Raw genomic sequence first — 15,278 nt, forward strand, 5'->3', positions numbered from 1 at the left:
CTCGCGGCAAATCCAGACACAGCGACTGCGCTCAGTCGCGCAAAGCAGCCGAGATTGCCTCAAGACCGCCTCGCAACTCGGCTTCCGTCGGCCAGCCAAAGCCGACGCGGAAGAAGCGCCTTTCCATTTCGAACCAGTGGCCAGGCCCGACATAGGTGCCGTGGTTTTCCAGCAGGTTCACATAGAACCGGTCGAGGTCGAAGCCGGGTTCGACGTTGAGGCGCGGGAAACCGACGACACCGCCTTCGGGCCTGATCCAGTCGACCAGCGGCTCACGGTCGATCCAGGCCTGGACGATGTCGCGGCGCCTGGCCATCTCGGGCAACAACGTCGCCAGGAAGGCGTCCCGGCGTTCCAGCATGCCGCGCGCAATGCCTTCGTCGATGACGCTGCCGCAGATGCCGATCTGCTCCTTGGCGGCGAGGAATGTCTCCTGAAGCGCTGCATCCCTGGTGATCAGCCAGCCGATGCGGATGCCGGGAATGCCGAAGGCTTTCGACAGCGACGAGACGCTGATCGCCTTCTTGCTGAGCGAAGCCGCCGACGGCAGGCGCCTACCATAGGAAAGGTCGCGATAGGTCTCGTCGACCAGCAGATGGCAGTTGCTGGTCTCGGCAAGCGCCACCAGCGCGTCGAGATCGGCTCGGCCCATCATCGTTCCGGTCGGATTGTGCGGGCAGGTGACGCTGATCAGTTTCGTGTTCGGCCGGATCGCCGCTTTTATGCGTTCGACATCGATGGCAAAGCCGTCCTCGAAGGCGAGGTCGACGAAGCTGATGGCGCAGCCGATCGCGCGTGGGGTTTCGATGTTGGTGGCGTAGTTGGGCCTGATGACGACGAGGTGATCGCTGGCCGTCAGAAGGGAGGTGGAGATGATGAACAGCGCGCCGGCGGCACCGGCGGTGACCAGCACATCGTCAGGCGAGATGCCGGCATCCTGCGCCGCGATCAGCGCGCGCAAGTCCTTGTCGCCGCGATGCTCGCCATAGAACAGCGTGAGATCGGGCAGCGACAGGCCGATGTCGGAGAGTTTCTGGTCGGCGATCGAGCTTTCGGAGAGATTGTAGCGGATACGGTCGTAGCCGTATTCCTCCGGCGCCTCTTTCTCGATCACCATCCTGGTGTAGTTCATGGCTTCCCCCAGATCCCCTTTGTCTGGTCTATCAGAGCCACAAAAACACGAAGCCTGCCAAGGCGGTTTCGCCGGCAGGCTTCTGCTCCAGTCGTTCTAAATATTGGCTCAGGCCTGATTTGCTCAGGCCGCAACCTTGGCCTTGCGGCCCTTGGCCTTGACGGGCACCACCTCGACGGCCTTGCGGCCGAGGCCGATCGACTTCGCCAGTTGCGAGCGCGAAGCCGCGTAGTTGGGGGCAACCATCGGATAGTCCGCCGGCAGGCCCCATTTGGCGCGGTAGGCGTCCGGCGTCAGGCCGAAATGCACGCCGAGATGGCGCTTCAGCGATTTGAACTTCTTGCCGTCTTCGAGGCAGATGATGAAATCCGGCGTCACCGACTTCTTCGGGTTGACCGCGGGAACCAGTGGTGCTGCCACCGGCACGGCTGGCTTGCCGAGCCCGCCGATCGAAGTGGCGACGCTGGCGATGAGGTCGGCCAGGCCGGAGGCGGGCAGGCGGTTCTTCTCAACGTAAGCGGACACGATATGGGCGGTCAGTTCGAGAAGGTCGATGCGAGCGTCGTTGCTATCGTCGGTCAATGTTTCCTCCGTCTATGGTGCACGGCCTCGAAAATCGGGAGCGTTTTCGAAAGGACGAGGCACAAAAAACAAAAAATGCTGAAGCGTCTTTAGCGTGTTCCGAGGAGCACACCGGACAGTGCGCAAAATTCCTAGTCGGCAAATCTGCGCAAGGCAATGATTAAACGCGGCGTCACACGTTATTTTGAACGACTATACTAAACTGTAATAATATCAGACGATCAGGGCCTTGTCTCGCCACAGACGAAATCCGCCTTCGAAGGCGCGTGTGTTGTCACCGCGCCTGGAGTCGGCCGGTAACTCGTCGAGCTTGTCGACATTGCCGCCGCCAATGACGACATAGTCTGGCTGCAGGGCGGCGCGCAGCCGGTTGACGACGTCGAAGACATATTTGCGCCACTTCTTCTTGCCGCGCTTTTCCAGGCCGCGCTCGCCGACATAGTCCTCGAAACTGTGGCCTTTCCTGTAGGGAAGATGGGCGAGTTCCATTGGCTGGCCGACATTGTCGAAGACCATCGCCGCGCCGAGGCCGGTTCCGAGACCCAGGAACAGCATGCGCCCGCCCTCATAGCTGCCGATGGCCTGCATCAGCGCGTCATTGACCACCTTGACCGGCTTGCCGAATTGCGCGGCGAAGTCGAAGCCGGCCCAACCCTTGCCGAGATTCATCGGGTCGAGCACCGGCTTGTTGTGACGCACCGGGCCGGGATAGCCCATCGAGATGACGTCATAGGACAGGCCGTCGGCGAGCGTCTTGACCTTGTCGATCATCTGCTGCGGCGTCAGGTCCGGGCCGGAATCGGCCCGGCGCTCCTCACCGCCGGCGCTGGTCAGTATCTTGACGTGCGAGCCGCCAATGTCGATCGCCAGTACGATCTGCTCGGGTGCTGTCTGCTTCACCGCCTTGGCCATCGTGTCCCCTTCCCTCATGCCACCGGGTCGATCCAACCGTTGGGCGGCCCGAAGCCGGCCATGGCGTCGGCCGGCCCCCATGTTTTCGGCTCGTAGAGATGCGGCGTCGTGGTGTCGCCGAGCACCGGCCCGACAATGCGCCAGGCGAGCTCCGCCGCGTCCTGGCGGGTGAAGAGCTGGCCATTGCCGTTCATGGCGTCGCCGATCAGGCGCTCGTAAGGCGGCATGTCGCTCTTCGAGTCGTCGAGCGCCGTCAGTTCCACCTGCTCGCCGACCATGTCGTCGCCGGGCGCCTTGCGCTGCGCGCCGATGGCGATCACCACCTGCGGGTCGATACGGAAACGCACGTAATTCTGGTCGGCGGGCTTGATCGGGTCGAAGACGTCGAGCGGCGGACGCTTTAGCCGCACCACCACCTCGGTGACATGTACCGGCATGTTCTTGCCGGCGCGGATGAAGAACGGCACGTCCTGCCAGCGCCATGTGTCGACGAAGAAGCGCACCGCGGCGAAGGTCTCGACCGGCGAGTTCGGCTTAACGCCGGGCTCGGCGAGATAGCCGGTGAACTGGCCGCGCACGACATCGTCTTTCGTCAGCGTCCGAATTGCCCTCAGCACCTGGACCTTCTCGTCGATCAAATCGTCGGCCGAGCGGCCGACCGGCGGCTCCATGGCCAGCAGCAGGAGGATGTTGAGCAGGTGGTTCTCGATGACGTCCCGGATGCAGCCGACATCGTCATAGAATTTACCGCGCCCTTCGACGCCGAAATCCTCGGCCATGGTGATCTGCACGCTCTCGACGTAGTTGCGGTTCCAGATCGGTTCGAGCAGGGAATTGGCGAAGCGGAAATAGAGCAGGTTCTGGATCGCTTCCTTGCCGAGATAGTGGTCGATGCGGAAGATCGACTGTTCGTCGAACACCAGATGCAGCACCCGGTTCAGCCAGCGCGCCGACTGCAGATCGTGGCCGAAGGGCTTTTCCACCATCAGCCGCGCGCCATGCGCGGTGCCGGATTGCTCCAACCCTTGCACGACCGTCTCGAACATGGTCGGCGGCACCGCCATGTAGTGCAGCGGCCGCTGGGCGCTGCCGAGCGCGGTCTTCAGCTTCTCGAAGGTGGCCGGATCGCGATAGTCGCCGCTGACATAGCGCAGCAGCGAGGCGAATTTGGCGAACACCTTTTCGTCGATCTTGCCCAGTCCATTGACGATGCCGTCGCGGGCGCGGTCCTGCAACTGCTTGATATCCCAGGCGTCGAAGGCGACGCCGATCACCGGTTCGGTGAGCGTGCCCTTGGCGACCATCTGGTACAGCGCTGGAAATATCTTCTTATGGGCGAGGTCGCCGGTGGCTCCGAAGAGCACCAGCGTGTCGGACCGTTCCTGGCTCATGCGTGCGTCTCCCGCTGTGGCGTCACTTGCCGGCCTTCGGCTTCTCGACATGGCCGCCAAAGGCATAGCGCATGGCGGACAGCAGCTTGTCGGCGAATTCGGATTCGCCTTGTGAGGAGAAGCGGTCGAACAGTGCCGAGGATAGAACCGGCGCCGGCACGCCGGTGTCGATCGCCGCCTTCAACGTCCAGCGGCCTTCGCCCGAATCCGAAACCCGGCCGCCGAACTGCGCCAGGCCCGGATCGCTCTTCAGCGCGCCGGCGGTGAGATCGAGCAGCCACGAGCCGATGACACTGCCATGGCGCCAGACCTCGGCCACCTGGGGAAGGTCGATGTCGAACTGGTAGTATTGCGGGTTTTCCAGCGGGCTGGTTTCGGCATCCGCCGTGCGTTGCCGCTTGCCGGCATTGGCCGACTTCAGGATGTTCATGCCTTCGGCATAGGCGGCCATGACGCCATATTCGATACCGTTGTGCACCATCTTGACGAAGTGGCCGGCGCCGCTCGGTCCGCAATGCAGGTAGCCGAAGGGCGCGGTGCCGGCAGCCTTGTCCGGAGTGGGCGCGCCGGTATCGGCGCCCGGCGCCAGCGTGGCGAAGACCGAATCGAGGTGCTGCACCGCCACGTCGGGACCGCCGATCATCAGGCAGTAGCCGCGCTCCAGGCCCCAGACACCGCCGCTGGTGCCGACATCGACCAGATGGATACCCTTGGTGGCCAGTTTCGCCGCCTGGTCGACGGCGTCGTGATAGTAGGAATTGCCGCCGTCGATGACGATATCGCCGGGCTCCATCAAGTCCGCGACCTGATCCATGATCTTGCCGGTGATCGCCGCCGGCAGCATCAGCCAGACGCAGCGCGGCTTGGCGAGCTTGCCGACGAATTCCGTCAGGGATGCCGCCCCCAGGGCGCCGTCGGTCACCAGGGCCGCGACGCTTGCGGGGTTGATGTCGTAGACGACGCATTCATGGCCGTCGCGCATCAGGCGGCGGACCATGTTTGCGCCCATCCGGCCCAGTCCCATCATTCCGATCTGCATGGTTTCGTCCCGATTGCTTGAGGAAAGAAGAAATCTAACGGTCCCGCCTAATCATGATGCGTCAATGCCGACGCTGAAGTCGACATTCTCCCAACGCATCGCATCGGGCCAGAAAAAAGTGAAGACGATGGTGCTTCCCGTCTCCAACCCGGCGACCGGCAGGTCGACCAGATGGACGCCGAAAGCGTTTTCCCTGGTTTTGTGATCCTGGATCGTCAGCCAATTGTCGCTGCTCCAATGGACGACGCCCGGCGCCGAAAGCTCGACACGCAAGGCCTTGCCGGCCGGGATGGAGCGCATCTTGTTGTTGAAGCGCCAAATCCTGAGCGGCGAGCTCGTCTTGCCCTGGATGTAGCGCTCGACGCCTTGCGGCGGCATGTCGAAAACCGCGCCGTCGCGCAGCGATCGCAACAGCTTGATGTGCTCGGCATGCGCCCAGACCAGCGGCATGGCGCTGCCGGAGGGTTTGCCCAGCCACAGTTCGCGGTCCGGCACATCCGGGCTGTCCCAAACCTGTTCCGGCAGCAGCCCGCCTATACCCGCCGAGCGCTCGAAGGTCTCGAGAAGCTCCTCGGCTTTGTCCTTGCGGCCGGCGGCCAGCTCATAATGCGCCCGCTCACCGGTGAGCAGGGGCCAGGCGCGTCCCTGGCCGGTGCCGTCAAAAGGCGTGCCATCCTCGTGCTCACCATAGCCGTCGCCGGTGTAGCGGTACCAGACCGGGCCTTGCGGCAGATCGCAACGCAAACGGGCATCGACGGCCTTGACGGTATCGACGATGCGCGGATCGTCGGCCGCCCTGAGGCCAAAGCGAACCAGGGCGAGCGCGTCAGGGCTGATGATGGCTTCCGCCGGCTTGTCGGTGTCGCCTGGCGGCCGGTTCTTGATCGGCACGAAGCCGTCCTTCGGCGCGGCGGCGCCAGCATCGTCCGGCGGCGCGATGCGGACATAGTAGCCTCCGACGCCTGCCTCGATGCAGAGCTGAGTGCCCGTCACATAGGTCCAGCGTTCGATCTGATCGTTCCAGCAATCAGCGGTTTCGCGCAGGTAGTTTGCCGGCTCACTCTTTCCGACGACGTCCAGCATGTCGGCGGCGGCAAGCAGCGCCGCGATCTCGACGGCCAGCGTGAACGGGCTGTAGCCGGCGTCTTCCTCCCAGCGGTCCTCGCCGGTGACGGGGCCGTTGCGCACGACATAGGAGGCGGCGGTTTCGATCATGGCCAGGAAGTCGGCGAGCCTGGCGCGCGGCAGGTGGCCGGCGCGGCGCAAGGCGTCGGCCAGCAGCAGCGGAAAGGCGCATTCATCCATCTGGATGCCGGGCCAGTAGGCGGTGCCGTTTGACCAGACATTCTGCGGCCAGTGACCGTCCGGCTGCTGGATCGAGCGCAGATAGGTCAGGATCTGCAGCGCCTGCTTGCCGTCGCCGGCGGCAAGGAAACCGCCGGCGGTCTCGACCAGGTCGCGCGGCCAGACCAGATGGTAGCCGCCGAGATCATCGTCGCCCTTGTTGAAGCCCCAGGGGATCGACAGGCTGGCAACGGCAGCACCCGGCCTCGCGACCGACAGATGGGAGGCCAGAACCGCGGTGCTCACACGATAGGTGTTCAGCCCGGAGGCGGTGTGGCGGTCGAGCTTCTCAAGTCCGGCCTGGAATGTCCGCCAGTTCTCGACATAGGTCGCGGCGGCGGCTTCGAAACCCTGCTTGAGACTGGCCAGCGCCAGGTCGGCGGCTGCTTCCGGCGACGCGCCGAAGCCGAGCGCCAGCAAGGCCGTGGTTTTGTCGGCCGAGAAGCCGATCTCGCCGGTCAGCGCGACATTGCCGTCTTCCGCCCGTTGGCAGGAGGGATCGAGCGCACCGCCGTTCTGCAATTGCTGCCAGCCGTCGGAGAAACCGACATAGCCGGCCGAACAGCTATGCCAGGGCAGCGAGGAGACCAGCGCCAGCGAGACACCGCGCCCTGTGGCGAAGAGCATGCGCTGGCCCTTATGTTCGCTGGCCCAGGCAGTGTTGCCCATGCCGGCGTTGACGAGGTGCGGCGCAAGCAGCGCGTAGACCTGGTAGTCGGCCGCCGAAGCCTTCAGCGGAACGAATGCAATCTCCTGCAGCAGGACGGGCCGTTTCGGATCCGTAATGATGCGCTTTTCGATATGGTAGGCGCCGTCTGTCGCGGTGTTGGTCAGCCTGTATCCCGGCACGCCGTCCTCGAAGGGCGCGACTGCGTGCGCGGCGTCGCGCTTCTCTTCCGAGAAATAGCCGCCAGGGCCGGTGACGATCAGCTCCATGTCGCGCGTGCAGGCGCTGTCGAGACGCGGATAGTAGATCTCGTTCAAGATGCCGTGACTGATCGTGAACCAGAGCGGGCTCTTGGCTGAAAACGCGGTGCCGACGCCACTCTTGGCGCTTGATGTCCAGCGGGCCGGTATTCCGGGCGCGCCTTTTGCAACGGTCGGCGTTCCTGCCATCAATTGGCCTCCTGTCGTGCTCCTAGACCATGTGCCGGCGGCTTTTTCAATCATTGCACCGCAAGTTGATCGAAGGCATGCCAGCCTTTGCAGTTGGCGGCTTGCGGTTCGTCTGAATTTGTCTGACAATAGATAAAAAACAGGGACTGCGCGTAACCATCATCAGGCAAAACTAGCAACTTTGGGAGGAAATCATATGAAGAAACTGCTCGTTCTGGGTGCGCTGGCGGCCATGTTGGCCTCGGGCACGGCCCTTGCCGACACCAGCGGCAAGAAGATCGCATTCTCCAACAATTACGCCGGCAATTCGTGGCGGCAGGCGATGCTCGACAGCTACGGCATCGTCACCAAGAAGGCGGTGGACGACAAGATCGTCGGCGCGGCCGACATCTTCACCACCGCCGACAAGGAAGTGCCGACGCAGGCGGCGCAGGTGCAGAACCTGATCCTGCAGGGCTATGACGCCATCGTCATCAACGCGGCCTCGCCGGATGCGCTCAATGGCGCCATCAAGCAGGCCTGCGATGCCGGCATCACCGTCGTCTCCTTCGACGGCACCGTCACCGAGCCCTGCGCCTACCGCGTCGTCGTCGACTTCAAGGATATGGGCAAGCAGGAAGTCGAGCAGATGGCCAAGTTCCAGCCCAAGGGCGGGAACCTTCTTGAAATCCGCGGCCTGGCCGGCACCTCGATCGACGATGCCATCCATGCCGGCATCCTCGAAGGCGTCGCCGCCCATCCCGAATTCAAGATCGTCGGCTCGGTGACCGGCGACTGGGACCAGACGACGGCGCAGAAGGCGGTCGCGACAATCCTGCCCTCGCTGCCCGATGTCGTCGGCATCGTCGACCAGGGCGGTGACGGCTATGGCGCCGCACAGGCTTTCGCCGCCGCCGGCAAGCCGCGTCCGACCATCATCATGGGTAACCGCCAGGACGAACTGAAGTGGTGGAAGGAACAGAAGGACAAGGACGGCTACAAGACCTGGTCGGCTTCGATCGCGCCCGGCGTGTCGTCACTCGCCTTCTGGGTGGCGCAGCAGGTGCTCGATGGCCGCAAGGACATTCCGCACGACCTGCTGGTGCCGTATCTGGCCTTCACCCAGGACGACTTCGAGGCAGCCCTGCCTAAGATCAAGGAAGGCGGCGTCGCCACCCACGAATACACACAGGAAGACGCCCTCGCGGCGATCAAGGCCAACATCAAGTGACTGTCGTGCCAGCGTTGCCCTTCGTACCATCGCGCGGATATCGTTGAGTATGCCTGAGGCGAACGCTGACATCATAAGACTGAACGGCGCCGAAAAACATTTCGGCGCCGTTCGCGCGCTGGGCGGCGTGGACTTCCATGTCCGGCCCGGCGAATGCGTCGGCCTGGTCGGCCACAATGGCGCCGGCAAATCGACGCTGATGCACATGGTGGCGGGCACGCTCGTGCCCGACAGCGGCAAGATCGGCGTGCATGGCGGCAGCGAGGACAACTACTCGGTGTCGCGGGCGCAAAAGCTCGGCATACGCTGCGTGTTCCAGGAACTGTCGCTGTGCCCCAATCTCAGCGTCGCCGAAAACACGCGCATCAACCACGCCTCGCTCTCGGGCCTCGGCTGGCGGCGCAAGGCGGCAGCACTCATCACCGCCAAGCTTGACGAAATCTTTCCGGATCATGGCATCTCGGCCTGGGACATTGTCGGCGACCTGTCGATCGGCCGGCGCCAGATGGTCGAGGTGGCGCGTGCCTTCACGGTCACCCAGGACCGGCTCGACCTCGTCATCCTCGACGAGCCGACATCGTCGCTCGACGCGCATACATCAGGCCAGTTGCTGGCCTTTGTGCGCCGCTTCGTCGCCGGCGGCAAAAGCTGCATCCTGATCTCGCATGTGCTGGGCGAGGTGCTGAAAAATGCCGACCGCATCGTGGTGATGCGCGACGGCAAGGTGGTTGTCGCTGATGCGGCAAATGCCTTCGACCGCGACCGGCTGGTGACGGCGATGGGCGGGGCGGAGGCACGGCAGAAGATCGCGGCGGCGATTGCCGCCGCCAAGCCGGCGGCCAGTCCGCTGCGGGTGCGGGCGCGTCCCGCCGCGCAGAAGGACGGCGCCGACCTTGTCGCCCGCGCCGGCGAGATCATCGGCCTTGCGGGGTTGGCGGGACACGGCCAGACCGACCTGCTGCTGGCGATTTTCGCTGCTGCTTCCCGCGCCAGGACCGGCATCGAAGTGACCGCGCCAGTGGCGCTGGTGGCCGGCGACCGCCAGTCGGATGGCATTTTCCCGCAATGGTCGATCGCGCAGAATATCGGCATCCGTTCGCTGGCGCGTTTGCGCAATGGCCTGTTGATCTCGCCGCGGCGCGAGGCCGAACTCGCCGAGGCCTGGCAGAAGAAGATCGGCATCCGCACGCCCGACATGAACAACAACATTTTTTCGCTGTCGGGCGGCAACCAGCAGAAGGCGCTGTTTGCCCGCGCGCTCGGCTCGGATGCGGAAATCGTGCTGATGGACGATCCGATGCGCGGCGTCGATATCGGCACCAAACTAGAAGTCTACGACCTCGTGCGCGAAGAGGCTGGCCGCGGCCGCACCTTCCTCTGGTACACCACGGAAACCGAGGAACTCGACAATTGCGACCATGTCTATGTCTTCAAGAACGGCCGCATCGTCGCCAATCTGGGTCGCGACGAATTGACCGAAGAGAAGATCATCCAGTCCTCGTTCGGCGACGCGGCCTGAGATGACCGCCGCCAGTCTCGACACCACTGCCAGGAGTTCCGCCGAGCGCGGCGCGCTGGCCCGTGCCCGGCTGCTGCGCGGGCTCTTGCCGGCGCTGTCGCTGGCATTGGTGCTGCTCGCCATTGCCTGGCTCAACCCGCGTGCCATCAGCTATTTCGGCTTCAGCCTGATGCTGAACCTGGCGATCCCGATCGCGCTGGCGACGATCGCGCAGATGTTCGTCATTGCAGGCAACGAGCTCGACCTGTCGATCGGCACCTTCGTCGGTTTCGTCGGCTGCGTCACCGCGACCTGGCTGAAGGACGCGCCGCTCATCGGCGTCGCCATCCTGCTCGGATCGATCGGCATCTATGCGCTGCTCGGTGCGCTGATCCATCTGCGCAATCTGCCGTCGATCGTGGTGACGCTCGGCATGAGTTTCGTCTGGCAGGGGCTGGCCATCCTCGTCCTGCCCAAGCCCGGCGGCAAGGCGCCGGACTGGCTGCTGGCGATCATGTCGTTCAAGCCGCCCTTCATTCCCTTCCCGATCATCGCGGCGCTGCTGATCGGCCTCGTCGTCCATTTCGGCCTGATGCGCACCTCCTATGGCGTGATCCTGCGCGGCTCCGGTGGCAATCCGGCCGCGCTCAAGCGCGCCGGCTGGTCGCTGCTCAAAACCAAGATCGTGCTGTTTGCGCTGGCCGGCCTGTTCGGCGTGCTGTCCGGCATGGCGCTGATCGGCATCACCACCTCGGCCGATGCCAACATCGGCAATGGCTACACGCTGCTGGCGATCGCCGGCGTCATCCTCGGCGGCGGTGAATTCGTCGGCGGCCGGGTGTCGCCGATCGGCGCCGTGATCGGCGCGCTGACACTGGCGCTGGCGGCCTCGCCGCTGCTCACCTTCATGCACATTCCGCCGGACTGGCAGGTGGCCGCCAACGGCGCCATCCTGATCATCGTGCTGGCGGCGCGGGTGCTGATCAGCCGCAGGGAGAGGTGAGCGATGATCTTGGTGAAATCGCTGGCCGGCAAACCCTGGGTCTGGTCGTTCCTCGGCGCGCTTGTCGTGTGGCTGGCGACGATCGCCTTCACCGGCGGCTATGGCGCCGGCGGCATGGTCACGGCAGCCCTTTCGTTGGCCGTGTTCACGGTCATCGTCGGCGTCGGCCAGATGTTCGTCATCACGCTTGGGCCGGGCAATGTCGACCTGTCGCTGCCGGCCAATATCGGGCTCGCCAGCGCTGTCGCCATGAAGGTGATGGCCGGCAGTGATTCCATGATCGTCGTCGGGCTGCTGGCTGCGCTCGCCTGCGGTGCGGCGATCGGCGCGGTCAATTACCTGCTGATCTGGGCGCTGCGCATTCCGCCGATCATCGCCACGCTGTCGGCGAGCTTCATCATCCAGTCGATCGACATCAGCTATGGGCGTGGGCTGCAGATCAAGCCGCCGCCGGGCTTCGCCGATTTCACCAATTGGCAGATTCTCGGCATTCCGGTGCTGGCGATCCTCACCGTTCTGTTCACGATCGGGGCGGCCATCGCCCTGCAGCGCATGATCTATGGCCGCTCGGTGCTGGCGATCGGCCAGAACATCCGCGCCGCCTGGCTCGCCGGCGTCAATGTCGGCCGCATCCGCTTCCTCACCTACACGCTGTCGGGGGCGCTCGGCGGCATCGATGGCGCGCTGCTCGCCGGCTATTTCCGCGGCGCCAATGTCGATATCGGCAATGAATATCTGCTGGCCTCGATCGCCGTCGTTGTCATCGGGGGCACGTCGGTGGCCGGCGGCAAGGCCAATGTGCCGGGAGTGTGGGGCGCGGCGCTGTTTCTGGTGCTGCTCTTGACCATGCTCAACACATTCGGCGTCAGCGCCGGCGTGCGGCTGCTGCTGACCGGGCTGATCATTGTCGGGGTGATTACGGCGGCGGGTGGCGAGAAGGCGGTGCGGTAGTGTGAAGGATCACGACGCGTTCACGGAGCCCCCGGACAATCGTTGGGCCAGCCCAACAGCGGGTTCCCATTCACGGCGGGGCCTAGTAAACCCTTCCGCGATCTCAGTCGGTCCCGGGAGGGCTCTGCTTGTCCAGTTCTGTCAGCGTCGTGAACGACAATGGCGTCGCCATCGTCACCATCGACAATCCGCCGGTCAACGCGCTGAGCTTTCATGTCCGCGAGCCGCTGATGCAGGCGCTCGTTGCCTTGCGCGATGACGCGTCGGTGGCGGCCATTGTGATTGCCTGCGCTGGACGGACCTTCGTCGCCGGCGCCGACATCACCGAATTCGGCAAGCCGGTGCAACAGCCCGATCTGCGTGCCATCGTGGCGATGTTGGAAACCATCGCCAAGCCGACGGTTGCCGCCATCCACGGCACGGCGCTCGGCGGTGGGCTGGAACTGGCGTTCGGCTGCCATTTCCGTGTCGCCGATGCCGGCGCCAAGCTCGGCCTGCCCGAAGTCAAGCTCGGCATCTTGCCAGGCGGTGGCGGCACGGTGCGGTTGCCGCGTCTTGTCGGCGCGGTGAAGGCCCTGAAGATGATTGTCTCGGGTACGCCGATCGGCGCGACCGAAGCGCATGCCGGCGGTCTGGTCGATGCCGTTTTCGAAGGCGATCTGACCACGCACGCCGTGAACTTTGCCCGCGAAATCGCCCGCAAGGGTGGTCCGTTCACGCCGGTGCGTGATCGCGATGACTTGCTTGGCGAAACGGATCTCACGGCTTTCGATGCCGAGGCGGCGGATCTCGCAAGGAAAGCGCGCGGGCTCGAAGCGCCGGTCGCCTGCGCGCAAGCGGTGCGCAATGCCGTCACGCTGCCCTTCGACGAAGCGCTGGCAGAGGAGCGCGTGCTGTTCGCAAAACTGGTCGCCAGCGACCAGTCGCGGGCGCAGCGCCATCTGTTCTTCGCCGAACGTGAGGCGGCAAAGCTTCCCGGCAAGGACACGCCCAAGCGCAGGATCGCGCGCGTCGGTGTCATCGGCGCCGGCACGATGGGCGGCGGCATCGCCATGGCCTTCGCCAATGGCGGTTTCTCGGTCACTTTGCTGGAAACCAGCGCGGAAGCGCTGCAGCGCGGGCTGGGCACGATCGAGAAGAACTATGCCGTTTCCGTTTCGCGCGGTTCCTTGACCGAAGACGCCAAGCATCAGCGGCTCGCCCAGTTCAAGGGCTCGACCGACTATGCCGATCTCGCCGAATGCGACTTGATCATCGAGGCGGTGTTCGAGGACATGGCGGTGAAGAAGGAGGTGTTCGGCAGGCTCGACGCCGTGACCAAGCCGGGCGCCATCCTCGCCACCAACACCTCCTATCTCGACATCAACGAAATCGCCGGCTCCATCTCGCGACCGCAGGATGTGCTCGGCCTGCATTTCTTCTCGCCGGCCAATGTCATGAAGCTGCTGGAGATCGTGCGCGCCGACAAGACCGCGCCGGATGCGCTGGCGACCGTCATCGATCTGGCACGGCGGATCGGCAAGGTGGCTGTCGTCGTCGGCGTCTGCCATGGCTTCGTCGGCAACCGCATGCTGGCCGCGCGCGGTTCGGAATCGGAAGCGCTGCTGCTGGAGGGCGCGACACCCAGCCAGATCGACAAGGCCTTCACCGATTTCGGCTGGCCGATGGGGCCGTTCCAGATGGGCGATCTCGCCGGCCTCGACATTGGCTGGCGCAACCGCAAGGCACGCGGCCTGACGGCCGTCATCGCCGACACGCTGTGTGAGCAGGGGCGTTTCGGCCAGAAGACCGGCCGGGGGTTCTACCTCTACGAGGCCGGCGCGCGGGCAGGCGTTCCCGATCCCGAGGTCGAGGCGCTGATCCGTGACAAGGCCGCTGAGCGTGGCATCGCGCCGCGTGCCATCAGTGCGGAAGAAATCATAGAGCGCACGCTCTATCCCCTGGTCAATGAGGGCGCGAAGATCCTCGAAGAGAAGATCGCGGCCCGCGCCTCGGACATCGATGTCGTCTGGGTCAATGGCTACGGTTTTCCGATCGGCAAGGGCGGGCCGATGTTCTGGGCTGGCCTGGAAGGGGCGGCAAAGATCGTCGAACGGCTTGAACACTGGCATCAGCGGACCGGCAAGGATGTGTTCAGGCCGGCACCGCTGCTGAAGCGGATGGCCGAGACCGACTCCTGGGAAGCAGAGGCAACAACCTGATCAGACGACCGCCGAACGCAGTGGCGATTATCGAATCCGCGCGTCGATGATCTCGACGAAGCGGGCGAACAGACCTGCCTGCGACTTGATCTTGAGCTTGCGATAGATGTTGCGGCGGTGAACTTTTACCGTTCCCGGCACGATGCGCATGGCTCTCGCGATCGATTCCGTCGAGTGCCCTTGCAGCACCAGGTCGACGACATGCTTTTCGCGCGGTGTCAGCGACAGGCTCTTCCAGATATGGGCGCGGTCGAATTCGTTGACCGCAGCGATTGTCTCGTCCTGTTTCGCCTCGGCCGGTTCGTCGGCTGGGAGAGAAGGCCAGCGCAATCGCGCGAAACTGATCACCGCCGGCGCCATGTCGCGCAGCAGCCTGGCATCGGCGGTGCCGAACGGGCCGGAGGCGCGCAGCCGCATCAGCGACAGCACCAGCGCGTCCTTGCCGGGCAGCGGCACGAAGAAGCCGACCTCTTCGGCCAGCCTGGTCTGGCTGTAATAGGAGCGAAAATATTCGCTGGCGTAGAAGCGGTCCGGCGCCAGTTCGCGCATGCGCCAGAACCCTTCCTTGCGCTCGACCGCCGCGTGGTGGAACGGGTCGAGCAGATAGGGTCCTTCCTGATAGAGCGCGACGAAGACATGGCTTTCGGCCGGCGAGAAGGTCTCGAACAGCAGCGGCGGTCGTGACGCGCCACGATAGCCGAAGATCACGCAATGGTCGAAGTCGATATGCTGGCGTAGCCAGTCGACCATCGCCTTGCCGAACTGATCGCCGCTCGTCTCCCGCGTCGCGGCGACCAGGGCGGCGAGCCGGCTGTATTCGTCGCTGCGGGATGCGCTCAATCCCTACCCCCTTAAACGATAAAATAGATCAGATATACCACCCGCGAGGTATATACTAG

12 protein-coding genes are annotated in these 15,278 nt (G+C 64.4%); 5 read left to right on the forward strand and 7 right to left on the reverse strand.

Annotated elements, in window-relative coordinates; genetic code table 11:
• Positions 1-31: 31 nt before the first annotated feature.
• The 6 genes from CKW40_RS26415 to CKW40_RS26440 form a co-directional block, all read right to left on the reverse strand.
• Entirely contained in the window at positions 32-1,132 is a 1,101-nt protein-coding gene (locus CKW40_RS26415) for an aminotransferase class I/II-fold pyridoxal phosphate-dependent enzyme (protein WP_095202755.1), read from the reverse strand.
• 123 nt (positions 1,133-1,255) lie between these two features.
• Positions 1,256-1,714: a Ros/MucR family transcriptional regulator gene (locus tag CKW40_RS26420; RefSeq protein ID WP_095202756.1), complete on the reverse strand. Its 459-nt coding sequence runs from the start codon at positions 1,712-1,714 to the stop codon at positions 1,256-1,258.
• A 213-nt stretch (positions 1,715-1,927) separates the two neighbouring features.
• The gene (locus tag CKW40_RS26425) at positions 1,928-2,626 is read right to left on the reverse strand and encodes an ROK family protein (protein WP_095202757.1); all 699 of its coding nucleotides are present in this window, start codon (positions 2,624-2,626) and stop codon (positions 1,928-1,930) included.
• A 14-nt stretch (positions 2,627-2,640) separates the two neighbouring features.
• On the reverse strand, positions 2,641-4,017 hold the full coding sequence (zwf, locus tag CKW40_RS26430) for a glucose-6-phosphate dehydrogenase (protein ID WP_095202758.1): 1,377 nt from the start codon (positions 4,015-4,017) through the stop codon (positions 2,641-2,643).
• A 22-nt stretch (positions 4,018-4,039) separates the two neighbouring features.
• Positions 4,040-5,056 carry a phosphogluconate dehydrogenase (NAD(+)-dependent, decarboxylating) gene (gnd, locus tag CKW40_RS26435; RefSeq protein ID WP_095202759.1) on the reverse strand — a complete coding sequence of 339 codons (1,017 nt, stop codon included), beginning with the start codon at positions 5,054-5,056 and terminating at the stop codon, positions 4,040-4,042.
• 51 nt (positions 5,057-5,107) lie between these two features.
• Positions 5,108-7,516 (reverse strand): glucan 1,4-alpha-glucosidase, encoded by a 2,409-nt coding sequence (locus tag CKW40_RS26440; RefSeq protein ID WP_095202760.1) that lies wholly within the window; start codon positions 7,514-7,516, stop codon positions 5,108-5,110.
• 196 nt (positions 7,517-7,712) lie between these two features.
• On the opposite strand from CKW40_RS26440, the gene CKW40_RS26445 reads away from it, so the two are divergent.
• From CKW40_RS26445 to CKW40_RS26465, 5 genes are all read left to right on the forward strand, one after another.
• Entirely contained in the window at positions 7,713-8,726 is a 1,014-nt protein-coding gene (locus CKW40_RS26445; protein WP_095202761.1) for an ABC transporter substrate-binding protein, read from the forward strand.
• A gap of 49 nt (positions 8,727-8,775) precedes the next feature.
• Positions 8,776-10,245 (forward strand): sugar ABC transporter ATP-binding protein, encoded by a 1,470-nt coding sequence (locus tag CKW40_RS26450; RefSeq protein ID WP_095202762.1) that lies wholly within the window; start codon positions 8,776-8,778, stop codon positions 10,243-10,245.
• Position 10,246: 1 nt separating this feature from the next.
• A complete protein-coding gene (locus tag CKW40_RS26455) occupies positions 10,247-11,227 on the forward strand; it encodes an ABC transporter permease (protein ID WP_095202763.1) in 981 nt (326 codons plus the stop codon).
• Between the two features lie 3 nt (positions 11,228-11,230).
• Positions 11,231-12,178, forward strand: a complete 948-nt coding sequence (locus tag CKW40_RS26460) for an ABC transporter permease (RefSeq protein ID WP_095202764.1) — start codon at positions 11,231-11,233, stop codon at positions 12,176-12,178.
• A gap of 128 nt (positions 12,179-12,306) precedes the next feature.
• Positions 12,307-14,379 (forward strand): 3-hydroxyacyl-CoA dehydrogenase NAD-binding domain-containing protein, encoded by a 2,073-nt coding sequence (locus CKW40_RS26465; protein WP_095202765.1) that lies wholly within the window; start codon positions 12,307-12,309, stop codon positions 14,377-14,379.
• Positions 14,380-14,406: 27 nt separating this feature from the next.
• Here CKW40_RS26465 and CKW40_RS26470 read toward each other — a convergent pair whose 3' ends face one another.
• A complete protein-coding gene (locus CKW40_RS26470; protein WP_095202766.1) occupies positions 14,407-15,219 on the reverse strand; it encodes a response regulator transcription factor in 813 nt (270 codons plus the stop codon).
• Positions 15,220-15,278: the final 59 nt, after the last annotated feature.

Source organism: Mesorhizobium carmichaelinearum (genome assembly GCF_900199455.1).
GTDB classification, from domain to species: domain Bacteria; phylum Pseudomonadota; class Alphaproteobacteria; order Rhizobiales; family Rhizobiaceae; genus Mesorhizobium; species Mesorhizobium carmichaelinearum.